Raw genomic sequence first — 20,963 nt, forward strand, 5'->3', positions numbered from 1 at the left:
GCCACAAGGGGCGACGGTCTCCACACCATCATCAACCAGGAACGGGGCTCATTCGGACAATCCCTCATTCTCGGCGCGATACTGCCCACCAGCCGGGCGGCAAACTCCCCGCCGAGCACCACAGCGGTTGAAAACACCCGACGGTGAAGCAGCATCGCACCACCAGCATACAACCACGAATCCCCCGCCGTGAGTGGACAGCGGGGGAATCATGGGTACGCGCAAGAAAAAATGGTTTCTTGTCACCACCGCAACATCTGGAAGCGGAGGCAGCGACCCTAATCGGTAGGGCCACCACCCACCACTATACCGGATGATTAGGCAGCGGAGAAATACGGGGACGGCACGGTAAGCTCCACCGCGCCCTTCGTCACCTCCGGGGGTGCGATGGTGGTGCGCTGCATCAACAGGTGGGTGCGAGCAGGCACCGGGGCGAGCAGGCGACCCGCGCTACCATCCGCACCCGGCACGACGTTATAGGGACCCTGGCCCCAATGAGCACCGCTGCCGGTGTACGCCGACACGGTAACCTCCGCCGCGTCGGTGCCGTTGATGGTCAGGTCGCCCAGGGTAGCACCACGCACCCAGGGGAGCAGGATGTACCACCACTGACCGCCAGTCTTACCACCCTCAACAGACTTGAAAATGTCGTCGTTTTCCGGCACCTCGCAGTCATCACCGCCGCCAGTACCGGCCCACAGCTCCAGCGCCACGGAACCGGAAGTGTTGCCACCGGTCTGCTGTAGGAAACCCGCGGTGTCGCCGTCAGCGTCGAGAACCGCCGCCTGGTCGGTGAACATCGTCAGCAAGTCCGGCTGAATGCCGCACAACTGGAGGGTGAGGTTGTAGCGCTTGAACTGGTCTTCGGTGCGGTCGGTCGCGCACACGACACCGGACGCGTTCTTCTGCTCGATGTCGTCACCATCGGAGGTTTCGCGCTCCATGCCGAACTCGATGAAGCCGTCGGTGACGATCTGGTTCTTCGGGCCCTTTAGGGGGAGTCCGCAGCGGCCCACGCGGGTCGCGCGCATCCGGAAGCCCTTAATAACCGGGAGTGCTTGGTTGATTGCAGCCATTGTTTAGCCGTCCTTCTTAGTAGTCGTTTTCTTGGCGGACCGAGCCGCCGGTTTATCCTCTTCGAGGACACCAGCCGCCACAGCGGTATCGCGGGTGACGCGGAGCGCCACGCCACGCGATGCGGTGACCGTCTGAACCTCGCCAGCGGCGACGAGCTTCGCCGCTACATCTTGGAAATCCTGCTGCCGACCCATGATGGGCGACACCGTCACCACATCACCGTCAGTCTCGAAAATTACGCCAGCCACCGCTAGCTCCCTTCGTTGATTTTGATAGAAGTACCCAGCCACACCACGGCGAAGGCACGCTCCGCCACGGTGAACCGGAGGTTCGTCGCCGGGGTGAAACTGTTATGAGTTTCGATCTGGTTCCGGTACACCGTCACAGATCCGGTGACGTAGGTGCCGTCCAGGTCAGTCTCATACCCCGCGCCCGCCGCCACGGGGCTCCCCATGATCGTGCGGAGCACACCAGCAGTCGAGATGACCTGCCGGGACTCAATCAGACGGGGAAGGTCCGACGGGCGGACATGCACCGTCGGGGTCAATCCCTCGGCCAGCATCGTCGCTTCGGCCTGCGGGATACTCGACGCGGTGTTCGGCTCCTTTTTCAGCAGCGCGGCGAAATGCCGCTCCACATCAATCGGTTCAACCGCCTTAAGTTTCTCCACCGCCCGGGCGGACAACTCCGCTTCGGAAAGACCCACGGCGGCGCACTCTTCCGCAGCCCACACAGCGTTACCGGGGAACTGCATCAACGTTGCGGAATTACCGCCGTGCTTCGGCCCCTGGCCGGGGTTGCACGGCTCCGGCCATAGACCATGACCGCCGATGGATGGGACGCTGACCTCCACCCCGTGAATGACGGGGCGCTCCACGTCCACGAATTGAGCTACCGCGTACAGGCCAGATCGCGACGGGGTCGGCAGCGGGGCGCGTCCGACGAACTGCATCGGCTTCACAACTGTTGCCATGCCGACACCTCCTTTCTACGATCCGGTTAGGTTACTCTGCGGGGACGGCGGGGTTTGTCGCGTGACGCAGGCCAACCTGGCCGTTGATCGCGACGGGGATGGTCAGCTCGCGGGACTCGTAGCCACGCTGGCCCACGGCGAAACCATCCTCCAGGAACATTTCGGTGCGCTGGTTCTTGGACAGGCCAGTGCTGTCGTAGATAGCGCCGAGGTTCACGACGTTCTGGACGGCGGAGAAGAACGTGCCAGCGGGGTACAGCAGCACCTTCACCTCGGCGGGGTAGCCAGCGGATGCCGGGTCGCCGTTGAGCGGCTGGTAATCATCGACCCACTGGAAGCGCACGCCACGGTCCGCGAAGTGCTGGTCGAGGATCTGGTCAGTCACACGCTCCGGGAGGACATCATCGCGGTACGCCAAATCGGCGCGGAGGATGGATCGCAGCCATGCGGGGGCGACACCCTCCAGGGTGGAGGTGCCCAGGCGGAACTTCTGGCGCAGCGTCTCCGCGTGGAGCTCGATGCTGTTCAGCACCGTGCCCGCGGTGCCCAGGGCAGGCACACCCACGGCGACCTTCTTTGACAGGGCGATGACCTTCGCCAGACGGGCGGCGGATAGGCGGTGGAGGTGACCCTTCGTGGCGTTCTCCAGGAACTTCGCGGTCAGCTCCGGCCAGCCGGTGTTAGCCAGCAGATTCGACGTGACACACGTCCACAGGACATCCATGCGGACTTCCTGCATCTCGGCGCAGGGAATCTCGATGCAGTCCTTGGTCTGGCCGCTGATCGCCTGCGCTTCGGTCATGGTGCCGCGGTTGGTGGCGTACAGCGTCGAGAAGTCCGGCTCCACCGGGTAGCGCAAACCACCGCGGGACAGGCTGATCTCCGGGAGGGAGAACAGGTTCGCCGCAGCCGGGGTGGGCAGGAAATCATAAATGGTCTCGGATGGGGCGCACCATCCAGCAGCCGCGACGAGGGAACCGCCGTCAAGGCGGGACTCGTCGGTGGCGTGGTCAATCGCGGCGACCAGGCTCGCCTCGTCGGATGCGACGAGTTCGGTCGGGAGGTCGCGGCGGATGTGTCCGAAGTGAGATTGGGTCTGCTGGCCGACGGTCGTGGCGCGCAGGGCGCGACCGGACGAAATGCCGTTGAACGCTTCCGCGAAGTCGAGGAAGGTTGCTTCGCCGGACTTGAAGTTCGGCGCGGCGGGGTCGAGGGTGAACGGGGTGGTGGACTTTGCTTCGCCCCGGTAACCGGCGGTGGCTCCGCCGTAGCGTCGCTTCACAGCGAACTCCTTCTCGTCAGTATCGGTGTCGTCGGAATCATCCTCGTTGGTGGACTCGCCCGCGTCGTCATCCTCGGACTCGTCGGAGTCGTCGGAATCATCGGTGCTGTCCTGCTCGCCGTCGGCCCCTTCGGACTCTTCGGAATCGTCGGAACCACCCTCGTCGCTATCATCCGCGAACGCGGCAGCAGCGGCGGCGGCGCGGTCCCGGCGACCTCGGATAGCGGCCTGGGCATCCGCCTTAGCGGCCTCGGCCTTAGCAGCACGCGCCTGCGTCACGGCTTCCGCGAGCTTCTCCAACGCGGCGACCTGCTCCTCGGTAGGGTTATCGCCCGCGTCGGCGGTCAGCTTATCGTAGACCGCCTTAGCGGCGGTGATGATCTTGTCAATCTCCGCCGGGTCGGTAGGCATGTTCGCCACGGCCTTGAGAATGTCATCCAGCGTGTTCATCTGGTCTCCTTGTCGGTCTCTCGTCCCTCTACGTCGGGAGTGTACAGGGCGACATGCCCCTCACCTCCCACAGTCTAGCTACGGGCTTCGCCCCTATTCGTGATGATCTCCCCACCGCCGTTCCGCGACGCGAACATCACCGCCTGCGTCTTAGACAGGAATGTTTGCTCCTGCACCTGACCATCCGCGTCGGTTGAGCGGACGGTGTACGTCGCCGGGGTGAAGCTTCCTCCGCTGCCACATGCTCCACAAGCCATTGTTAGTCCTCCTTGCTTTCCATGATGTCCCGCACCGCCTGATAGCGGGCGGGCACGTCCGGCTCCACGTCGAAGCCGATGACGCCCTGCGCGGCCTTGAACCGTTCGCGGAGCCCCGGCGCGTGCGCAAGCTCACCGGGGGAGTTCCCTTCGGCGCGGAGGGCGGCGAACACCTCACGCACCGCATCCATAGCAGCCACGCGGGCGGCATCCACCGGGGACAATTCCTCGACAGCGGGAGCAGCCCACCCGGACGCGCACAACGCCAGGGCTTGACCATCCGCGACGTACTCCCGCCGCACGGGGAAGCCCGGGGTGGACACGGACAAGGCAGCGACGAGCTCCAAGCTGTTGCCGACGCGCCGCCAGTCACCAGATAGGGGTGCGGTCGCGGCTTCGCGGAGCTTCGCGGCGGGCGCGTCCTGATTCACCTCACCAGCGACCCAGATGCCGTGCTCGTCCTCACCGGCGCGGACGAACGCCCAACACGACCCGGTCGTGTCGTAATGCTCCGCAGCGGCACGCACACCAGCGCGCACACCAGCATGACCACCACCCACAGTCAGACGGCCCACCGCCACCGGACCATCATCGGTGAGCACCGTGGACTGGTGGAAATGCGCGTACCCAGCCGCCGAACGGGGCGGGGTCACGCACTTACCGGGCTGACCGACGTGACACGTATCCCACAGCGCGAGGTGCCCGAACACACGCCCTTCCGGGGTGACGGTAATCGGAGTCGGCCCGTCCAGGCCAGGGTCAGCGAACGCCGCCGAATCATATTTCGGCAGGTCCAACACCGCACCAGCCGACGCGACCAGGCCGTCGGTATCCACCTCCGACTCGTCGCCGGTGAGTTGAATACCCACGTTTTCGAACGCGGGCTTCGCCACCAACGTCGCCGCCATGATCGTCGCCGAATGCACCTCCAGCCGAGGACCATCCTCCACCTCAAACGTGTCGGCAAGCATGTCGCACAAATCAACCGACGGGCGGATCACGCCCTTCTCCAGCAGGGCGATGACCTTATCCTCATCCGAGAAGATTGTGCCTTCCGCCGTGAACCCGTCCGGGGTGACCTCGCCCCGGTCGATGGTTCCGACGATACGGGACGAGTCGTGGCCCTCGCTCGTCGTTTCCTGCCACAGCAGTGGAAGGGGAAACTTCCGGAACCGGAACTCACCATCGGTCGTGAAAATACGACCATCACCGGTCGGCTCACCCACCGGGGCGAGACGGCCCTTCCACTCCAGGCCCTTCGCGCCACTAGCTGCCAACGCATCCATATCTAACTCCCTGATCTGTCGCTCTACGTCTCTCATACTATTGATCCGCGTCGCCCACGGTATGTCCGCGCCGATTTCATCCTCGACGTAGGTCGCGGTGCAGCGGCACTGGATCGTGTTCTTCGCCGAGCCGTTAGCCCGGTCGCCGGGGTAGCGCAGCAGCTCCCCACCCACCTCGAACGGCTCGTCCACCGGGCGGGTCTGCCCGTCCGCTTCGGCGTGCGCGACCCGCGTCCGCTCGTCATGAGCCGCCGACCACACTTTCACCATCGGGACACCAGCATCGGCGGTCATCGTCGCGGAAGCGTGAACCGCCGCCGTGCGGGCCTGATGAAGCTCCGTCCGGGCGATCCGCTCCGCCCGGCGCATCCACCCCTCATAGCCCCCTTCGGCATCCCACGATAGGAACTGCCTAACCAGCTCCCGCTGCTCGAAACTCCCGCCCGTCCCAGCCTTCGACAAGATACCCTGCATCGTCTGGAACACCGTGTCCTGCATTCCCACCACGAGGTTCTCGGTCGTGCGCATGTAGTCCGCGAACAGGTGCCGCCACGACGGGGATGCGATGATGAAACTGATCTGCGACGGGTCCACACCCGCGAACGTCGCGGGGAACTCCGCGAGAAGGTCAGCGACCGTCGCCGGGCCGGACACACCCGACGGCCAGGGGATAGCCACGTCCGGGGACACGAACCCCGTGTTCGGCGCGTCCGCCGCCGCCGTGGCGATGAACTCCGCACCCAGCGCGGGCATAACGTTCACCGTCACCTCCCCAGCCCATTCCTCACCGGCTGCGGTGATCATATCCACATCCTCCCGGACCGTGGCGATCCACTCCTTCACAGCAGCGGTGACGATACCGACGAGCTCGTCAGTCCCCCGGTTCGGCTCCGCGCTGAAACGACTACGCGCCACCATGATCACCCCCCGCCGTAACGGCCCGCAGCGGGGCACCAACATTCGAGCTAATCGGACGGTCCAACACGTTCTGCGGGAGGGTGAAACCCAGCACCTCCGCGAGGTAGGGGAACAACGACGGTGCCTTCGTCACCAACCGTTCCGCCAGGGCGCGGCGAGCCACATCCGAGTCCTTGTCGTCCGCGTCGTCCTCGCTGAACCCGAGTTCCCGGCGGAGCGCGGCAGCGGACAACACGCCACGGTCGAACGCATCCAATGCGGCCTGCGATTTATCCTGCTTCTGCGCCAACGCGGACATATCCGCCGCGACCGCGACACTCCCCGCTTCGCCCTCCGGCATGAACGGGCGCAGCACCGACTCGGTGAGACTGTCGCAAATGACCTCCACAAGCGGGCTAATGTGCTGCCGCAGCGCCGACTCGTCCACCAGGCCAGCGTTCCAGTGCGTCGAGTCGCCCATGCCGAGCAGCACCTCCGGGGGCACATCCAACGACAACGCTAGGCGGCGGATCGCCCGCTCCCGCGTGTCCACCGCCTTCGCTTCGATACCGGTGTCCAACGTCAAGTGACGGAACTGCGCCGCGTGCTCCGACGGAACCTTCACCACGATAGGGGTCACAGCGGCGGGCGAGTCCGGGTCGTCCTGCGCCGACTTCATTGTTGTGTAAAGACTCTTCGAGAACGAGGTCGCGTCGTCCTCTTGGGTCGGCATGGCCGGGCGTGGGGGAAGCCCCGGCGCGTCGGCGGCGCGGGGCGGTCGGCGGCGGGGGAGCTCCGCTTCGGCGGGGACAATCAGAATGCCGTTACCCGACACGCGCGACCGAGCAGCAGCCGCGATGATCCGATCCATCGCCCTGATCTCACGAAGCACCGGAAGAGCCGCCCGCACCGACGACCGCGATTCCGTCGGCTCGTTCGGGGACTTGATCCACACTTTGAACAACGACTCGGTGTCGTCGTTGATGATGTGCTTCTTCTCGCCCAGCTTGATCTCCCACTCGCCACGGATCGTTTTCGACACGTGATTCGTGGGGATCACCAACCACTGTTCCTCGCCCGTGTTGTCGTCGGTGATGATCGCGATGTAGAACTCGCCAACGACGGTGAGCAACGTCGCTGCGTGGCGCAGCAGCTCCGCTGTTCCCTCCGCACCGCCGCCGATATCGCGGACGATCTGCCGAGCCAGGCGGTTATCCGACGGGGAGTTGGTACGCCCAGTGTCGGGGTCCACATCCGCGGCGTACAAGCCCACCCGGGCGGCGGATGATCCGATCCACTGACACACCGCCGATAGCTCGCCGACGGTGTTATACATCTCCCAGGCTTCGGCCTGCCACGCGGTCTTTTTCTTATCGTCCTGAAACCCGCTGCTGTTGCTTTGCGGCACTCCGACTTCCATTTTCTTCACCGATGCGGTGAGACTGTTCAGGATGCCCACGGCTTACTCCCCCTTAGCGGTGTAGGCGGTGAACCCGTTGAGCCACGACATACCTGCGGCCATGCCGGGGATGCCCCACCACGCGGTGACGGGCCAGTCGCCGGGGACGGTGAGCCACGCGACGACGGCGAGGATGATCGCGACCCACACGCCGACGCACCAGGGGCAGTGGACGAAGTACGTCACTTGGGACTCGACTCCCCACCGGCGGAGGACGAAGTCTCGGAATGGCTGGAATATCTGGTCAGCCGTGATTAGCCGGGTGATGCGAGCGCCGAGCAGTGCGGCGCACACGATGATGATGACGTGGGCCATAGGGGGTCACTTCCTCTGATGATGGGTGAATGTAGCTCACGCTTAGACTATCAGCACCGGTCAGCCCACCAGTCCGCGTTGAACGTCGGCTAGGCGGCGGCGGAGTCGCCTATTCTCCGCACGGAGCTCGTCGGTGGTGGCGAGGATGTCCTGCAGCACCTCGAAGCCTTCCTCGTCCATGATCTTGCCGATCCGCCCCCGGTCGGCGGAGGTGAGCCGAGCATCCTCGGTCAGTGGTTTGCCACGGTTCATCCACGCGGCGGCGACGATACGCTTCGCCGTGGGGGACAGATCCGTGAACCGCATCTGCTCCCACAAGCCGATCGTGTAATGCGCCATGATCTCTCCCTACCTACCACTCGCCGGGGAAGGCAATGCTCGTGGTGACACCGATTGTTTTCTGGATGTGTTCGTACCCATTGACCATCGCATCTACCCGGTCGGGTGATGCCTGGCCTTGTTGCCATGTCCGCATCTGGTTCTCCAACACGCGGTGCTCGCCGAGCATCCGCAGCCTGCCGGTTTGCGATGCCTGCCGGGCACCAGCCGCGCGGGCGGTCTTATCGCCCCTGGCTCGCCACGGAACCAGCCGGAACGGCATCCTATCCTCCACAGGCACCAAATCGAGAATGCCCAATGTTTCCTGCATCGCGCCGAGCCCATCGCCGCCACGCCCCTCGTCGTGCCATAGTTGAGCAGCCGCGACGGTATCCCCGCCGGTCTGGCGGAGCAGTTCCGCCTGCCGGTGAATATCATGCCACGCGTTCTCCAGCACCGCCCGGTAAGTCGCCTCCGCCGTGAACGCCTCGTACACGATGTCGCCCGCCCCGGTGCTGATCGCGAGCGACACCGCTTCCTTCGACCACGTCGCCGAGGTCATCGGGGCCGAGTGGTCTTCCTCCACGATTACGTTGCCGTAGTCGTCCCAGCCCATGATTAGGATGCCCGCTTCGTCGCCCGTGCCGGAGTCCGAGGGGTCTACCGACACCACACGCCCGATGATGTCCGACGACTGGCAGCGGTGCTTGTTCAGATCCTCGGCCGCGAACAAACCTCCGGTGGTGGGGGTCGGCACGCCCTGATATAGGGCTGTCCACACGCGCTCGCCGACGCTCCGCCGGATCGTCTCGAAGTCCCTGCGGGAACGACCACGCGCCGACACCAACGCTTCGCCCGGTTGTCTACCGAGCGCATCGGGCACACCTTCCTCCGCCACCGCGGGAATGTTCACCACCCGCCATAGACGGTTCTCCGGAGTCTGTCTTAAATCATGTTGGATCAACCGCCCGGCGAGGTCGTCCTCATGCCAGCGGGTGTTATGGCTCACGAGCCCGTTGGCGATGAAGTTCTCCGTCCGGTCGATCTGCACATCGAACACGTCCTCCACCCCGCAGGGGGTGATGGACTCCACCTCGTCAGGAGTGACGTTGTAGGTAGTCAGCGGACCGTCGGAGGACGTCTGGTGACTTCCCGTACCCGACGGCGAGGTTGCAGTCGTTGCAGAGCAGGCCACGGACTCGACCGGTCTCGTGGTCGTGGTCGATGCACAGCTTCCCGTCCCAGTGGGCGCGAGTGTTCCCGGGCGTAGGGTACTCGCCGCAGACCGCGCACCGTCCCCCTTGCTGTTGCAGGAGTGCGTTGTACTCGTCGGCAGTGATTCCGTATCGGTGCTTGACTCGGGCGGCTCTACGGGATTCCGGGTTGGCAGACGGGGGCCGGTGTCCGTCTGCCCACCGTTTCCGGTTGTAGTGGGACATGCACATGCCCTTGCATTTCGCGGGCTTGTCACACCCTTCTGCGGAGCAGGTGACTCCTCGCCACTTTCCCCAGTAGCCCTCCGGATGATGTCGCCCGGCTTCAGGTCTCTTAGTCTCGTCCATGTTTCGTTGCCGTCCTTCACGGTCAGGAAGGGGTGCCGTGCGTTTGCGCGGACTTCTACACCCGATTTCATTCTAATCCGGTAGATGGAATCAGGGCCATTGTTTCGCCAGTTTTTCACCGTGGAGGTAGTCAACCGTCCCCCCTCATACGTCGCCACCTCATCACCCGGTCGAATATCCCGCAGTGGTCGCTCGCTCCCGTCCGCCATGAGGACGGGAGTGTCCCCCGTCATGCACATGATCAGGATCACAGCAGCGCCGGGGGCGAGACGAGTCTGCGCCACCGAAGTCCACCACTCCCAGACTTTCTCCCGCTCGCGGGCGGAGTCGGCCTGTTGCTGGTTCTTGAACGGGTCGTCAATCAGCAACACATCAGCCGCCCTACCCGTCAGGGAACCGGACACGCCGGATGCGTACACGCCGCCCTGCGCCCCGAGGACCGACCACGATGTCGCCTGCCGGTGGTTCGGGTTCAGCGCCAGGCCAAGGCGGTCAGGCATCGCCGCGCCCGACAGTGGATCAATAGCCCCCGAACCGTACTGGGCGATGATCTCACGCGAAGCCATGGCGTTACGACGAGCCAGCGAAGCCGCATACGATGCCACGACGATACGGGAATCGGGGTTCCGCATCAGCGCCCAGATGGGTGTCCAGATTGCCACGCGGGTTGATTTGCCTTCCTGCGGCGGCATGGTGATGATCAGCCGACCACCATCGCGGAGGGCTTTAGCGATTTCCTTGTCGATCAGCTCCAGGGCCGGGGTCTGTCGCATCTTCCGGTCCACGCTCATAGCCAACTCGCCGGGCGTGCGGAACCTCATGCGGTTGTTCTTGTTCCGCAGGGCGGTGACGGCGCGGCGCATCGCCATGATCCGCGCTTCTCCACTTAGCCGGTCGAATGCTCCGAGAATCTCCGACCGGGTTGGCTCTCGAACCACCGTTACACCTCCGACTCCGACTCCGTGTCGTGTTCCTCATCCTCCCGCGCGGCCCGGCGGAAGTCCTCCAGGAACTCCTCGACCAACTGATCAGCCAACGCCTCTTCCTCCTTGCTGACCGTGATTTCATGCTGCTGCGGCATGTCCAGCCCCATCATGCGACACCGACGCTCCGAGATGCGGATAGCGGTATTAATCGCGGGCACATCGCCCTTGTTGATGTCGGCCTGGAGTTTCAACTCGTAGTGGTCTAGCTTCCGGCCCTCGATGACACGCAGCTGCGCCGCCTCGTGCTTCGGTGTCTCTTTAAGGTAGGTGTCAATCTTGCCCCACACAGTCCGAGCGGTCAGGCCGAACTCACGACCGATCGCCTCATAGGACGCGCCCATTCGGCGTAGGCGGAGCATCTCTTCGATTTCCTGCAGCCGTTCTTCCTCGGTCATGCCGACGCGCGGGCCGGGGCGTTTCTTAGCCACGGCGACCACCGCCCACGTGCGCCGCCCAGAACGCATCCACATCCGCGCTGTCCCGCACTCCCCACTCGTTGAACGTCATGGTGTCGGAGCACTCGTCGCGGACTCCGCGGAGGGTCATACACCCATAATCGGCGGTGATTGCGCACGCGACCCACAGCGGGTTCAGCCGATCGGCGATAGCGTCCACGACTTGCGCGGTGATGTTCTCTTGGACTTGGAGCCGACGCGCGTACCCGTCCACCAGTCGGTTGATCTTCGACAGGCCGACGACCCGCTCGCCGGGGCGGGGCCGGTACGCGACCGTCGCCGTGCCGGTGATGGGCAACAGGTGGTGGGCACAGGTTGATTGCATGCGGATGTTCCGAACCACCACCAGCCCCGGGTTCTGGGGGGCGGTGAATGTCGTGGCGAGGTGATCCGCCGGGTTCTCCGTGTACCCGCCGAGCACATCCGCCCATGCTTTCGCCACGCGGTGCGGTGTGTTGTCGGTGTGGTCGCCCTCGTCAATGTTGAAGGCTGCGAGCAGCCCACTGATCGCGGACTCTGCCGCCATGATCTGATCCTCGGTGTAACTGTGCATAATCTAGTGTCCTTTGCTGTCGCCCCACGCGAGGGCGTGGAGTCGGTGCGAAACGTTGATTCCCTGCTCGGCTGCTGCGTCGCATATCGCGGTGAACCGGCGGGCCAGCAGCTCCGGGGTCGCGCCCTCCGGCATGACCCACACATCCCCACGGTCGCAGCCGTGCTCTAACGACAGATCAACCGCCCGCGTAACAGCTTCGGGAACGTCCTCGTCCCGGCCCACGTCGATAACCCACTTGAAGCAGAACGGGGTCTCCCACGTATCCCACTGCCCGAGGGTGGGGTTATGGTGCTGGTTCCGCATCGGAGCGCCGAGCTTCGGGGACACGGTGATGTGGTCAAACAATGGGGCGAGCTCATGGGGAACAATCGTGCCGTTCGTCTCCACATGCACCTCGCACCCGTGATTCTTCAACCGGACGAGCAGCGCCCTAAACCCGGCGCGGCGTGCGTGCATCAGCGGCTCCCCACCGGTGAGCACCACCATCGCTCCGTGGGGGATCTGCGCAACCACATCGTCCACCATCACCCGGGGAACGGTTGAAAGCGGGATGCCGTGCTGCCCCGTCGAATACGGGGTGTCGCACCACGAGCAGGATAGGTTGCAGCCGCCCAGGCGGATGAAGTGGCACGTCCGCCCGGCGTGCGGTCCCTCGCCTTGAATTGTCGGGCCGAACACTTCCGACACGGGTAGGCGCTCCACATTCGCTTCGGGATGCTGGTCGAGCCAGTCGAGCATTGCGGTCATGTAGTCGTAGTCCATCACAGCGTTCCCTTCGGTCGGTACGTCGCTCACGTCTTCGGAGTCTCCGACCACGACACCGCTATGGCGGGGAGCCCCATGTTCCGCGCGGTCTCGTACAGCAACCGGGTCATGTTCTCCGCTGTTGGGTTGAAGCCCACCCGGTCGTTCAGGTGCTGGTGGTCGAACTTCTCGTCCAACCACGCGCCGAAGCCCGCGAGAGCACGGTAGTCCAGGACGAAGCCAACGTCGTCCAACTCGTCGCCCAGGGTTTCCAACAAGGCCAGCAGCTCCTCGTTATCGTACGAGCCAATGTCTGCCGTGCGGTTATCCGCCAGGACGATCCGCGTTGCCTGATCCTCGTCCACGTCCACGACGTAGCAGTCCAACTCCGCGAAGTCCGACACCCCCTCTTCCGCCAAATCACGCGCCGCCATTAACGTGTGATTCCCAGCCAACACCTCCATCGGACGGCCCGTATGCGTCCCCCGGTTCACAACGATGGGTCGGAACTGCCCATTGACGCGCAGGGAGTCGGCGGTCGCTTGGACGTCGCCGCGGCGTGGGTTCTTGTGGTGGGTGTGGAGTTGGTTGGTGGGGATGGTTTGTGTGTGTCCGAGTTTTGTCATGGTTTGATGTTATCTTAATTTTTTGTTGTTTTGGTTTGTTGTTTTTTTGGGTGGGTATGGGTGAACCCCCGCGAGGTTTTGCCGAACCTTGTCGCGGGGGTTCTTGGTGATGGACTTGGTATCTCTCTGATGTGCCCCTTTATGGTGGGTCCTTGCGTTGCAGCGCGTTGGTGGACTCACCTGTGTGTGATTGTAGCAGGTGTGGTTGTGGTGTCTCTTCTGGTTGTCCGACGAGGCGGCGGACGATGCGGGCGGTAGGGTCTGATTGCTGCGCGATCTCGACTCCGTCACGAGCGCTGTCGAGACTCTGGCACCACATCGTCAATCGGCATCCGTTTGGATGGTCGATGTGGTTGCACTGTAAGTTTTCTCGATCGATGCCGTACTCCCACTGCATTCCGGCGATTTGCTCGGCCATGACCGGGGCGGCTGCGACTAGGGGTGCGATGTCTTCGTCGTAGACGATGGCGGGGCCTGCGTACCAGGCATCCTCGTAGTCATCCCATGGGTCGAAGACGGGCACTTGGCCGATTTCCCACGGGCGGGGGTAGTCGTCGCAGCTGAGGGTCTTTGCTTGGTCTGGCGTGATGGTCATTCTGTTTCCTGTTCTTCCATGCGGTTGAGGGCGAGGGCGAGGAAGGCGCGCCCCAAGTCTGCGAGGCGTTCCGGGGTGCTGTCTGTGTACAACTCGGCGACGATGTTTTGGTCTGCTTGTGGGGTTTCGGCGATCCAGCCGGATACGGCTGCGGCCTTGTGGAGGTCGGCTGTGGACACGGGGTGGCCCTCGACGATGTCGTGGAGGATGCGGGAGGTGTGGGCGATGATGTTGAGCCAGTCGGTGTTGGCGGTCATTTGAGGTCTTTCAGTAGGTCGTTGGGGACGCAGCCGCTTAGGCCGTGTGGGTTCTCTTCGGCGTACACCTCGGTTTGCCCTGGCGGGCATTGCAGTGTATCTGTCGTGTATGCCAGGCATCCGCCGAAGCTTCCTAGTATTAGAGCCCCGGCTATGGCGGCGGTGATGGTGATGCGTAGGATGCGGGATCGGCGCTCGTCCCAGGTCGCTGCGGTTCCGATTGCGATTCCCGCTCCGATGCCGATGAGCGTGCCGTAAATTGCGAAGCTCATTCGACTACCTCCGGTTTGGATACGAGTCTGCGGACGATGCGGTATTCTGCCCAATCTGGCGGTGGCGCTATCCGTCGCGCTTCTTCTTCGCTGTTGAACCAGCCGACCTCGAATGTGTGCGCTGGCGTGTTGAATGGCGGCTCCGGTCGCCTACGGTTGCCCCATCCGGTGTAGTGTTTCCAGGCTCCGTTGAGGTGGGCTTGCGGGGCGTACTCCCACTGCATCCCGGCGATAGTGCGGTAGGCGCGGCGCTCGATTCGGTTAGCGTCCGGTTTCTGTTCCAGGCGTGCGCGTGCCTGTTTGGGTGTGATGGTCATGATTGATCCTTTGCGAGGTTGTAGATGTGCCCGGCTGGGCGGGGTACGAGCTGCGCAGCGCCGCGCTGCTCGAGGATCGTGATGGGCGACTGTAGTCGGGCGTAGACGCGCCACCCACGGTCGCCGTGGTGGTGGGCAAGGTCCTTGAATGCTTCGGCGGCTTCGTATGTGGATTTGGGGATGGTTACCCGGCTGCGTTCTGGTTGACCACCCCGGGTGCGGGGCAACCACAGCTCGGCGCGGTACGCGGGCATGAGGTCGCCGTCCGGGGCGATGGGGCCATCTACTGGCTCCCATGGGGTCACTTGGCGGGACATGAGCGCCGTGAGCCGATCGGACGGTCCGCCTACGATGTCGGCGTAGATTTCGCGGGCTTCCTGCTCGTCTGTGTACCAATGCCAGTACTCCGGCGACTGCCACTGGAGGTTCCCGTCCTGGTCGACACCAAGCGCCGTCGTGGCTCGATACTCGGTGTAGATAGTCACTCGATTTCCTCCCAGTCGCTCACCCAGCGGCGGACTCGGGTGCCGGGCGGGAAGGCGACTTTCTCAATGCCCTCGAAATAGACTCGACTACGCCCGTCGGCGGTGTATTCCTCCGGGTCGGCCACCACGGGCGTGCCGTCCGGGGTCCAAGCACGGGGCAGATCGAAACGGGGGGTTACTGCTGTTGCGGGCACGCCTTCTAGCAATTCGCCGTCTACGGGGTCAAGCAGCACCACCAGTGTCTGCTTGTATTGCTCGGAGTAATAGGCACTAACCACGATCCAGGCTTCTATGGATAAGTCGCACCACATACCCCGGCATTGTTCGAGCTCTTCGGATGTCATGTCCGCAAGCGTGCGGGGTTGTTTGTCGGTCATTGGTTGTTCTCCTTGTCTGTCCACTTTTCGGCGAGTGTGGGGATAATGTCTTCGTGGTCTTGCATGTGGAGGTCGCATAGGGTAAGCGCGGCTTCGATGTAGGGTCGGCGGCGGGTGATTTCGTCGCCTTCGGCTTCTGGCCAGCCTTGGTCCTTTGCGATGAGGTCGCGTAGTTGGTCGGGGGTGCCGTTCCAGCAGCCGAGGGTTATTCGCCAGCCTTCGGGGGTGGGGGTGAGGTGGAGGGTGCCGCTGGGTAGGTGGTTGATTTCTAGTCCGCCCCATCTAGCGTAGTGCAGGTTAGCGCCGTACAGGTCAGCGCCGTACAGGTTAGCGCCGCTCAGGTCAGCGCCGTACAGGTCAGCGCCGCGCAGGTCCGGGAGCTTATTGTCCTCTCGTGCGCTTTTCACAATGTCAAGCACTTCTTCACGATTCATTTCTGGTTCCTCTCCTGGTGGTGAGCAGTAGCAAGTAGGGCGAGGGCGATGGTCTTTACCGAGCTGGGAGTGATGTCTATTTGTTCTATTTCCCGTGGGCCGTAGAAGGTCCCGCCGTATTCGGTGCTCGTGACGATGACCTCTTCGACCTTGCGCTGTGGTCGGTACGGCGGGAGTGTGATGGTGATGGTGCGGGCGATTTCGTCGGCGTGGTGAATGGCTTGGGCGTGGGTGCGGAAGTTGGTGGCGGTGCCGTCTGGTTCGTGGACGGTCCAGCGGCCGAAGCCTCCTCGGCGGATTGTGGGTCTCATGAGAAATCTTTCAGGGTTATCCAGGATGTGAGAGCCATCCCAGCGGAAAACATGGTTAGTAAGTTGAGGTCATCGTGGAGGTCGGCACCGCTGCATACTGTCTCGGCGATGATCGCCAAGGCAATGGTGAACACGAGGTGCACCGCGAACCTGGAGCGGTACCGCACGCGGAGTTTGCGAGGGTCGAGGTACGTCACTTTCCACACCTGGCCTTCACGGCGCGGGCGATGACGTTCGCGAGCATCGCGGTGGCGAGCTCGGCGGATGCTGTGTGAGTCTTGGTCCCGGGCTGTGCCTTCACGGCGATAATCGCCGCCGTAGTAGCGATGGTGATGTAGGTGGCCATTCGGTGTCGGTTGATGCTCATTGCTTGTCTTCCTGTTCTGGTTGGTGATTCATGATTCGGATGTACGTGCGCTCCTGGATGGACTTCACCCGCCCGGTAAGGTATGTACGGACCCGGCTCCCGTCCCACCCGAGATGCCGCGCCGCTTCGGCCATGCTGCCGTAGTGTGCGACGAGTTCTCGGAGCTTCGCGAGCAGCTGGTCATCCACCGGGATGCGGGTCTTGTCGATGTTTCCCGGGTTGTCGTCGCCCAGGGGCGGGCGGTCGCGGTGCTCGTTGGGGTCGTCGATGTTGTCCCACTCCATCGGGAGCGCCCAGCCCTGTCTCGCGACGCGGTAGTGCGGTTTCTTCACCGGGAGGGACGATAGACGGCTGTAGGTGTCGCGCAGGCTGATCGCCGTGCGTCGCTGGACCGTGGGCCACCTCTCATGCTGGATGTGGAGGATCGTGGGGAGCGATAGGCCGCTGTCGGTGGCGATGTCGCTGACCGTCCACCCGGCGGCGCGGAGGGCGCGGATACGCCGGGCGAGCTGCCACGTGCTGATCTTCTGAATGGACCGGCTCGGCGGGGTTCCCAGGACCGCGTTGTGTGTGCGCTGCTGGATCGCCGTGGTGTTCTCGTTGAGGATGCGGTCCACGGTCTCGGTGGATAGACCGGATGCGGTCGCGACTCCCGTCCGGGTCGAGCCGGTCTGTAGTAGCCAGTTGATATGGTTGCAGGCCATGACGGGCGAGACTTTGTGGTGAACCGCGCCGTGGAGGTAGGCGTGCTTCTTGCAGTACCCGACTTCGCGTAGGGCGTGGTTCGGGCACTTGGGTGATGCGCAAATGTCGGCATGGGGCGGCTGTTCGGGAGTGGCCTTCTTGGCTTCCATAATCACTGCTCCTTCCATTTGGACACTGTTGTTTCGAGATCATCCGCGTACGACAGGTGGTGTGCTGCGGCGAGCTGGTGAATACCCTCAACCGCGGCAGTTTTCGCCGGTTCCTCCTTGAACGTCAGTTCCGCGAACTCGTCCAGTGTGAGGTGCTTCCCGAGCGCGTCTACCACCAGACCGCGGCCCGTCGGCATCAGGTACACCGTGCCCAGGGGCGTGTTGGAAAGCACCGAGCCGCACCACGACAGTCCGGACAGGTTCGAGTCCGTGAGGTTCGTCATCGTGAAGTTCGCATACGTCGCGCTGGAGTTGCGGAAGTTGCACTTGATAAATCCTGCTTTTTTGAGGTTCGCGAGGGTCATGGTCGCGCCGTACAGCTCGCAGTCGAAGAACATGGTGTTCTCCAGATTCGTGTTGATGAACACGGTGGTTTGGAGGGTGCAGCCCTCAAACTGACTTCCGGTGAAGTCCGCGCGGAGCGCGTCGAGCCCCCGGAAGTAGCAGTCCTTGAAATCGTTCTCGCGCATCTCCGCGTCGGTGGCTCCGAGGAACTCGAATCGGCATTCGGTGAAGGCGGTGCGGGTGAACCCGCCGTCGGCTAGGTCGTTTCCGTAGAAGGTGCAGTCGACAAACTCGCCGCCGGTGATGGTGATGTCTCCGAGGTTCACGTCGGTGATGGTGTAGCCCTGGAGGGTGAAGGTCCCATCGGTGAGCCGTGCTTTCTTGATTGCTTGGTTGAATTGAACAAGCCCGTCGATGACTTGTTTCATGGTGGTGCCTTTCTGTGGGTGGCCCGCCCCGGATGGGGCTTTGGGTTAGTGGATGATGATTTCTTCGCCGGTTGCGGTGTCGAAGAACGCATCGTCGATTTCTGGGTCGAGCTTCAACTCGGCCATGCGGTCGTTGATGGTCCAATCGGTGCCGTCGGCGTTGGTGATGTCGAGGATGGTTCCGAGTACGGTGTAGGTATTCACCCCGTTCTTCTCAACGATGGTTCCGCGTTCTGGGTTGTTTGGGTCGGTGCTCCACTTGATTTGTGCTTTGGTGCCGTGGAGTCGGCGGGCGATGGTCCAGGGGGTGTGTCCTCGGTAGGTTCCGGTCTTGGTAACCATGGTGATCATTGTGGGCTGTCCTTTCTGTGGTGGTGGTTAAGGTGTTTCCTTAACCTGTAACTATAGTATATACCATCTAGTCATGTCGTACAAGTTATTTTGCAACTTTTTTTAAAAAACTTTGACATTTTTTCGCGACCATCAAACACGCAGGTCACGCACACAATTATGCAAACACCTCCCGACCGAACAGCAGCATTTGCAGCACATCATCCGCCTGCGCCGAGTCCGAACACATCCCATACAGACCCTCGTAGTCCCGGTCAGTCAACCGCTGGTTAAACTCGTCCACGAACCGCCCCTCACCCGGCAGACTAATCTCGTTGAGCCGCTCAAATAGCCGCTCGAAAGTCACCACGACAGTCCGGTCCACAAGCTCGAACCGCACCGTGTTCTCGTCCTCCATTGTCACCAGCTCCCACCACGACCAGTAGACCCCGGTGGAAATCAGCGACTCCAGCAGTAGGCGGGCATACACGTCACCCAGCATGTCGATGGTCCCGACCGCCATTCCATCGGCGATATGCTCGGCGTGCCACCGAACCAGCTCGTCCTCGTCGCGCTTATCGCTCGTCATCGTCGCGAGGGTCGTTATATAGGGCAGTTTCGGCAGTTTCATTGTGATCAGTCCTTCCTAGAACTTGTTGGTCTTCCTGTATTGCATCTTCTCGATCGTGGACAAGCGGCTCCACATCCATTCGCGGGCGGGGCGCTGCGTCTTGTCCGTCTCCGGGTGCGCGAGCATGATGTGTCGGAGCTCGACGGCGCACTGCGGCCACCGCTCGAATGGCGCGTGGCACAACTCGCTCAACACATCCACCATGCGGCTCCGCAGCACGCCAGGGTCATCTGGCGGGTTCATCAGGACGGTGCGGAGCTCGTCGCGGGCGCGGGACTCCGCGGGGTGCGGGCTAGTCATCCTCGCCCCCATTCCGCTCGTCCTCTGCCCGGTGGTGCGCGATAGCCGCGACCAGGATCGCCAGCAGCTCCGGGCCAGCGACGTGGAACTCGTCCTCCGCTTCCTTGATCGCCCAGCTAACCGTCTCCGCGAGCATCGCCAGCAACTCGCTCGGGCTCGTGGTGGTCCAGTGGATAGACCCAGTAGACTCGTCTGCGGACATATCCAGGTGATAGGTCATGACCAGCGACGGGCCAACGTTCGCGGCCATAGCGCGCTCGCGGTCGTTGCGTACCCACTGGCCGTTCAGCATCTCGCCCACGATGATCGTCGCGAGGTCCTTCGCCGGGGCGTTCTTGTTCTCGTCGCGTCCGATGATCTCCGCGATGATGTCGCGAAGCTCGTTCGCGCGGGGAGCGGGTTTGGTGGTGATTTTCTTGCTCATGGTGGTATGTCCTCCCTCTCTTAGTTCATCCACAGTGGGCTGAACCAGTGGAACAGCAACCAGCCGAACGTGCCGCCGATGATGATTAGGGCGATGAACACGACCCAGTCCATGATGGTGACGGGTTCGTCGTAGTAGTCGTCTATCAGTTCGTAGTCGTAGCTGCTGGTGTGTCGATCTTCTGCGCGGTGCTTACCGGCCATGATGTTTTCCTTTCTGGAGTCCCGCCCCGGGGGGGCGGGGATGAATGGGGGGTTAGTCGTCTTGCATGATGGACTCGAACATGCGGGCGATGGTTTTGACCATTTGCACGTTATTGAGGTGTGTGTCGATGTCCTGGAGTGGGGTGTCGAGGATGTGGAACTCGATGGTCTTGGTGAAGTTCTTGACGGTCATCTCGATTCGTGTGTTGTCGATGTTCCGGCACGCGATGCGCCACATGACCGGCGGTTCGCCTGGTTCCATGTAGTCGGGGTCTAGCTCTTCGCGAATGAGGACGTAGCCGTAGGTTTCGAATGTTGCGACGTTGTCGAACTTGTCGATCTCGATGGTCATGGTGTGCTTCTTACTGTGTTCCCGCCCCGGGGGGCGGGGTGAGTGGAGGGGTTAGTTGGTGGCGATGATCTGCTGGAAGGCTTCGGCGATCTGCTTCACGTTTTGCAGTTCTTCGATCAGCTTGTCCATGTCCTCGACCTTTGCGGTGGTGCTGGCTGCTGCGTAGCGCAGTTCGTTGGTTGCGAGGTCGATGTGGAGGGTGCAGTTGGTGTTGAAGTTGCTGGTTACCCGCCATTCGACGCTGCCGTTGTCGTAGGTGTTCTTGGTGAGGGTGTGGTCTCCGGCGGTCCAGTTGGTCTGGTTCTCGGTGGTGGTCTTTTCGATGATGATGGTGCTCATTGTTTCTGCCTTTCTGGTGGTTGGTTACGGGCCTTTCCCTTAACCTGTAACTATAGTATAGGTGATATGGTCTGTCTCTTATACACATCTGACGCTGCC

The 20,963-nt window shown here is 62.7% G+C and carries 32 protein-coding genes; all 32 read right to left on the reverse strand.

The window, feature by feature from the left end; all coding sequences use genetic code 11:
- Positions 1–317 precede the first annotated feature (317 nt).
- Positions 318–1,076, reverse strand: a complete 759-nt coding sequence (locus ACTQZF_RS07740; protein WP_441031769.1) for a hypothetical protein — start codon at positions 1,074–1,076, stop codon at positions 318–320.
- Between the two features lie 3 nt (positions 1,077–1,079).
- Entirely contained in the window at positions 1,080–1,325 is a 246-nt protein-coding gene (locus tag ACTQZF_RS07745) for a hypothetical protein (RefSeq protein ID WP_343095443.1), read from the reverse strand.
- 2 nt (positions 1,326–1,327) lie between these two features.
- Positions 1,328–2,050, reverse strand: a complete 723-nt coding sequence (locus ACTQZF_RS07750; protein WP_441031767.1) for a hypothetical protein — start codon at positions 2,048–2,050, stop codon at positions 1,328–1,330.
- Positions 2,051–2,081: 31 nt separating this feature from the next.
- Positions 2,082–3,782, reverse strand: a complete 1,701-nt coding sequence (locus ACTQZF_RS07755) for a major capsid protein (RefSeq protein WP_441031765.1) — start codon at positions 3,780–3,782, stop codon at positions 2,082–2,084.
- A gap of 74 nt (positions 3,783–3,856) precedes the next feature.
- A complete protein-coding gene (locus tag ACTQZF_RS07760) occupies positions 3,857–4,039 on the reverse strand; it encodes a hypothetical protein (protein ID WP_441032713.1) in 183 nt (60 codons plus the stop codon).
- A gap of 2 nt (positions 4,040–4,041) precedes the next feature.
- Positions 4,042–6,243 (reverse strand): phage head morphogenesis protein, encoded by a 2,202-nt coding sequence (locus ACTQZF_RS07765; RefSeq protein WP_441063942.1) that lies wholly within the window; start codon positions 6,241–6,243, stop codon positions 4,042–4,044.
- Entirely contained in the window at positions 6,230–7,681 is a 1,452-nt protein-coding gene (locus ACTQZF_RS07770) for a hypothetical protein (RefSeq protein WP_441031761.1), read from the reverse strand. The genes ACTQZF_RS07765 and ACTQZF_RS07770 overlap by 14 nt, the downstream gene beginning before the upstream one ends.
- Positions 7,682–7,684: 3 nt before the next feature.
- Positions 7,685–7,996: a hypothetical protein gene (locus tag ACTQZF_RS07775; RefSeq protein WP_343095454.1), complete on the reverse strand. Its 312-nt coding sequence runs from the start codon at positions 7,994–7,996 to the stop codon at positions 7,685–7,687.
- A 60-nt stretch (positions 7,997–8,056) separates the two neighbouring features.
- Entirely contained in the window at positions 8,057–8,335 is a 279-nt protein-coding gene (locus ACTQZF_RS07780; protein WP_417935921.1) for a hypothetical protein, read from the reverse strand.
- Between the two features lie 13 nt (positions 8,336–8,348).
- A complete protein-coding gene (locus ACTQZF_RS07785) occupies positions 8,349–10,745 on the reverse strand; it encodes a terminase large subunit domain-containing protein (RefSeq protein ID WP_441031759.1) in 2,397 nt (798 codons plus the stop codon).
- A 71-nt stretch (positions 10,746–10,816) separates the two neighbouring features.
- A complete protein-coding gene (locus tag ACTQZF_RS07790) occupies positions 10,817–11,290 on the reverse strand; it encodes a hypothetical protein (RefSeq protein WP_441031757.1) in 474 nt (157 codons plus the stop codon).
- On the reverse strand, positions 11,283–11,870 hold the full coding sequence (folE, locus tag ACTQZF_RS07795; protein WP_441031755.1) for a GTP cyclohydrolase I: 588 nt from the start codon (positions 11,868–11,870) through the stop codon (positions 11,283–11,285). The genes ACTQZF_RS07790 and folE overlap by 8 nt, the downstream gene beginning before the upstream one ends.
- Before the next feature lie 3 nt (positions 11,871–11,873).
- On the reverse strand, positions 11,874–12,635 hold the full coding sequence (locus tag ACTQZF_RS07800; protein ID WP_441031753.1) for a 7-carboxy-7-deazaguanine synthase QueE: 762 nt from the start codon (positions 12,633–12,635) through the stop codon (positions 11,874–11,876).
- A gap of 29 nt (positions 12,636–12,664) precedes the next feature.
- On the reverse strand, positions 12,665–13,243 hold the full coding sequence (locus ACTQZF_RS07805; RefSeq protein WP_441031751.1) for a 6-carboxytetrahydropterin synthase: 579 nt from the start codon (positions 13,241–13,243) through the stop codon (positions 12,665–12,667).
- A 139-nt stretch (positions 13,244–13,382) separates the two neighbouring features.
- Complete coding sequence (locus ACTQZF_RS07810) at positions 13,383–13,838, reverse strand: hypothetical protein (RefSeq protein WP_441031750.1); 456 nt, start codon at positions 13,836–13,838, stop codon at positions 13,383–13,385.
- Positions 13,835–14,095 carry a hypothetical protein gene (locus tag ACTQZF_RS07815; protein ID WP_441031748.1) on the reverse strand — a complete coding sequence of 87 codons (261 nt, stop codon included), beginning with the start codon at positions 14,093–14,095 and terminating at the stop codon, positions 13,835–13,837. The genes ACTQZF_RS07810 and ACTQZF_RS07815 overlap by 4 nt, the downstream gene beginning before the upstream one ends.
- Complete coding sequence (locus ACTQZF_RS07820; RefSeq protein WP_343095450.1) at positions 14,092–14,367, reverse strand: hypothetical protein; 276 nt, start codon at positions 14,365–14,367, stop codon at positions 14,092–14,094. The genes ACTQZF_RS07815 and ACTQZF_RS07820 overlap by 4 nt, the downstream gene beginning before the upstream one ends.
- Positions 14,364–14,684, reverse strand: coding sequence for a hypothetical protein (locus ACTQZF_RS07825; protein ID WP_435546304.1), 321 nt, complete (start codon positions 14,682–14,684; stop codon positions 14,364–14,366). The genes ACTQZF_RS07820 and ACTQZF_RS07825 overlap by 4 nt, the downstream gene beginning before the upstream one ends.
- Complete coding sequence (locus ACTQZF_RS07830; protein WP_441031747.1) at positions 14,681–15,169, reverse strand: hypothetical protein; 489 nt, start codon at positions 15,167–15,169, stop codon at positions 14,681–14,683. The genes ACTQZF_RS07825 and ACTQZF_RS07830 overlap by 4 nt, the downstream gene beginning before the upstream one ends.
- Entirely contained in the window at positions 15,166–15,546 is a 381-nt protein-coding gene (locus ACTQZF_RS07835) for a hypothetical protein (RefSeq protein ID WP_441031745.1), read from the reverse strand. The genes ACTQZF_RS07830 and ACTQZF_RS07835 overlap by 4 nt, the downstream gene beginning before the upstream one ends.
- The gene (locus tag ACTQZF_RS07840; protein WP_441554982.1) at positions 15,543–15,953 is read right to left on the reverse strand and encodes a pentapeptide repeat-containing protein; all 411 of its coding nucleotides are present in this window, start codon (positions 15,951–15,953) and stop codon (positions 15,543–15,545) included. The genes ACTQZF_RS07835 and ACTQZF_RS07840 overlap by 4 nt, the downstream gene beginning before the upstream one ends.
- Before the next feature lie 23 nt (positions 15,954–15,976).
- Positions 15,977–16,291 (reverse strand): hypothetical protein, encoded by a 315-nt coding sequence (locus tag ACTQZF_RS07845; RefSeq protein ID WP_441031741.1) that lies wholly within the window; start codon positions 16,289–16,291, stop codon positions 15,977–15,979.
- Between the two features lie 193 nt (positions 16,292–16,484).
- A complete protein-coding gene (locus tag ACTQZF_RS07850; RefSeq protein WP_441032671.1) occupies positions 16,485–16,658 on the reverse strand; it encodes a hypothetical protein in 174 nt (57 codons plus the stop codon).
- On the reverse strand, positions 16,655–17,512 hold the full coding sequence (locus ACTQZF_RS07855) for a helix-turn-helix domain-containing protein (protein ID WP_441031738.1): 858 nt from the start codon (positions 17,510–17,512) through the stop codon (positions 16,655–16,657). The genes ACTQZF_RS07850 and ACTQZF_RS07855 overlap by 4 nt, the downstream gene beginning before the upstream one ends.
- Before the next feature lie 2 nt (positions 17,513–17,514).
- On the reverse strand, positions 17,515–18,285 hold the full coding sequence (locus tag ACTQZF_RS07860) for a pentapeptide repeat-containing protein (RefSeq protein WP_441031736.1): 771 nt from the start codon (positions 18,283–18,285) through the stop codon (positions 17,515–17,517).
- A gap of 45 nt (positions 18,286–18,330) precedes the next feature.
- A complete protein-coding gene (locus ACTQZF_RS07865) occupies positions 18,331–18,636 on the reverse strand; it encodes a hypothetical protein (protein ID WP_343100140.1) in 306 nt (101 codons plus the stop codon).
- Positions 18,637–18,793: 157 nt separating this feature from the next.
- Positions 18,794–19,246: a hypothetical protein gene (locus tag ACTQZF_RS07870; RefSeq protein WP_441032675.1), complete on the reverse strand. Its 453-nt coding sequence runs from the start codon at positions 19,244–19,246 to the stop codon at positions 18,794–18,796.
- 15 nt (positions 19,247–19,261) lie between these two features.
- On the reverse strand, positions 19,262–19,546 hold the full coding sequence (locus ACTQZF_RS07875; protein WP_435546638.1) for a hypothetical protein: 285 nt from the start codon (positions 19,544–19,546) through the stop codon (positions 19,262–19,264).
- Positions 19,539–20,003: a hypothetical protein gene (locus tag ACTQZF_RS07880; protein ID WP_441393991.1), complete on the reverse strand. Its 465-nt coding sequence runs from the start codon at positions 20,001–20,003 to the stop codon at positions 19,539–19,541. Before ACTQZF_RS07880 ends, ACTQZF_RS07875 begins: the two co-directional genes overlap by 8 nt.
- Entirely contained in the window at positions 19,991–20,173 is a 183-nt protein-coding gene (locus tag ACTQZF_RS07885; RefSeq protein ID WP_428280620.1) for a hypothetical protein, read from the reverse strand. The genes ACTQZF_RS07880 and ACTQZF_RS07885 overlap by 13 nt, the downstream gene beginning before the upstream one ends.
- A gap of 52 nt (positions 20,174–20,225) precedes the next feature.
- Entirely contained in the window at positions 20,226–20,525 is a 300-nt protein-coding gene (locus tag ACTQZF_RS07890; protein ID WP_441031730.1) for a hypothetical protein, read from the reverse strand.
- A 51-nt stretch (positions 20,526–20,576) separates the two neighbouring features.
- Positions 20,577–20,864 (reverse strand): hypothetical protein, encoded by a 288-nt coding sequence (locus ACTQZF_RS07895; RefSeq protein ID WP_343095466.1) that lies wholly within the window; start codon positions 20,862–20,864, stop codon positions 20,577–20,579.
- Positions 20,865–20,963: the final 99 nt, after the last annotated feature.

It is taken from the genome of Collinsella sp. LCP19S3_H3 (assembly GCF_052119145.1).
In the GTDB taxonomy this organism is placed as follows: Bacteria; Actinomycetota; Coriobacteriia; order Coriobacteriales; family Coriobacteriaceae; genus Collinsella.

What these genes read in the sequence shown, in the direction of transcription:
- ACTQZF_RS07885 (WP_428280620.1), bottom strand. Translation starts at nt 20,173, where the DNA reads ATGGCCGGTAAGCACCGCGCAGAAGATCGACACACCAGCAGCTACGAC.
- ACTQZF_RS07755 (WP_441031765.1), bottom strand. Translation starts at nt 3,782, where the DNA reads ATGAACACGCTGGATGACATTCTCAAGGCCGTGGCGAACATGCCTACC.
- ACTQZF_RS07850 (WP_441032671.1), bottom strand. Translation starts at nt 16,658, where the DNA reads ATGAGCATCAACCGACACCGAATGGCCACCTACATCACCATCGCTACT.
- ACTQZF_RS07865 (WP_343100140.1), bottom strand. Translation starts at nt 18,636, where the DNA reads ATGATCACCATGGTTACCAAGACCGGAACCTACCGAGGACACACCCCC.
- ACTQZF_RS07800 (WP_441031753.1), bottom strand. Translation starts at nt 12,635, where the DNA reads ATGGACTACGACTACATGACCGCAATGCTCGACTGGCTCGACCAGCAT.
- ACTQZF_RS07760 (WP_441032713.1), bottom strand. Translation starts at nt 4,039, where the DNA reads ATGGCTTGTGGAGCATGTGGCAGCGGAGGAAGCTTCACCCCGGCGACG.
- ACTQZF_RS07870 (WP_441032675.1), bottom strand. Translation starts at nt 19,246, where the DNA reads ATGAAACTGCCGAAACTGCCCTATATAACGACCCTCGCGACGATGACG.
- ACTQZF_RS07780 (WP_417935921.1), bottom strand. Translation starts at nt 8,335, where the DNA reads ATGGCGCATTACACGATCGGCTTGTGGGAGCAGATGCGGTTCACGGAT.
- ACTQZF_RS07765 (WP_441063942.1), bottom strand. Translation starts at nt 6,243, where the DNA reads ATGGTGGCGCGTAGTCGTTTCAGCGCGGAGCCGAACCGGGGGACTGAC.
- ACTQZF_RS07860 (WP_441031736.1), bottom strand. Translation starts at nt 18,285, where the DNA reads ATGAAACAAGTCATCGACGGGCTTGTTCAATTCAACCAAGCAATCAAG.
- ACTQZF_RS07740 (WP_441031769.1), bottom strand. Translation starts at nt 1,076, where the DNA reads ATGGCTGCAATCAACCAAGCACTCCCGGTTATTAAGGGCTTCCGGATG.
- ACTQZF_RS07820 (WP_343095450.1), bottom strand. Translation starts at nt 14,367, where the DNA reads ATGAGCTTCGCAATTTACGGCACGCTCATCGGCATCGGAGCGGGAATC.
- ACTQZF_RS07895 (WP_343095466.1), bottom strand. Translation starts at nt 20,864, where the DNA reads ATGAGCACCATCATCATCGAAAAGACCACCACCGAGAACCAGACCAAC.
- ACTQZF_RS07785 (WP_441031759.1), bottom strand. Translation starts at nt 10,745, where the DNA reads ATGGCGATGCGCCGCGCCGTCACCGCCCTGCGGAACAAGAACAACCGC.
- ACTQZF_RS07810 (WP_441031750.1), bottom strand. Translation starts at nt 13,838, where the DNA reads ATGACCATCACGCCAGACCAAGCAAAGACCCTCAGCTGCGACGACTAC.
- ACTQZF_RS07890 (WP_441031730.1), bottom strand. Translation starts at nt 20,525, where the DNA reads ATGACCATCGAGATCGACAAGTTCGACAACGTCGCAACATTCGAAACC.
- folE (WP_441031755.1), bottom strand. Translation starts at nt 11,870, where the DNA reads ATGCACAGTTACACCGAGGATCAGATCATGGCGGCAGAGTCCGCGATC.
- ACTQZF_RS07805 (WP_441031751.1), bottom strand. Translation starts at nt 13,243, where the DNA reads ATGACAAAACTCGGACACACACAAACCATCCCCACCAACCAACTCCAC.
- ACTQZF_RS07875 (WP_435546638.1), bottom strand. Translation starts at nt 19,546, where the DNA reads ATGACTAGCCCGCACCCCGCGGAGTCCCGCGCCCGCGACGAGCTCCGC.
- ACTQZF_RS07775 (WP_343095454.1), bottom strand. Translation starts at nt 7,996, where the DNA reads ATGGCCCACGTCATCATCATCGTGTGCGCCGCACTGCTCGGCGCTCGC.
- ACTQZF_RS07815 (WP_441031748.1), bottom strand. Translation starts at nt 14,095, where the DNA reads ATGACCGCCAACACCGACTGGCTCAACATCATCGCCCACACCTCCCGC.
- ACTQZF_RS07835 (WP_441031745.1), bottom strand. Translation starts at nt 15,546, where the DNA reads ATGACCGACAAACAACCCCGCACGCTTGCGGACATGACATCCGAAGAG.
- ACTQZF_RS07845 (WP_441031741.1), bottom strand. Translation starts at nt 16,291, where the DNA reads ATGAGACCCACAATCCGCCGAGGAGGCTTCGGCCGCTGGACCGTCCAC.
- ACTQZF_RS07855 (WP_441031738.1), bottom strand. Translation starts at nt 17,512, where the DNA reads ATGGAAGCCAAGAAGGCCACTCCCGAACAGCCGCCCCATGCCGACATT.
- ACTQZF_RS07750 (WP_441031767.1), bottom strand. Translation starts at nt 2,050, where the DNA reads ATGGCAACAGTTGTGAAGCCGATGCAGTTCGTCGGACGCGCCCCGCTG.
- ACTQZF_RS07825 (WP_435546304.1), bottom strand. Translation starts at nt 14,684, where the DNA reads ATGACCATCACACCCAAACAGGCACGCGCACGCCTGGAACAGAAACCG.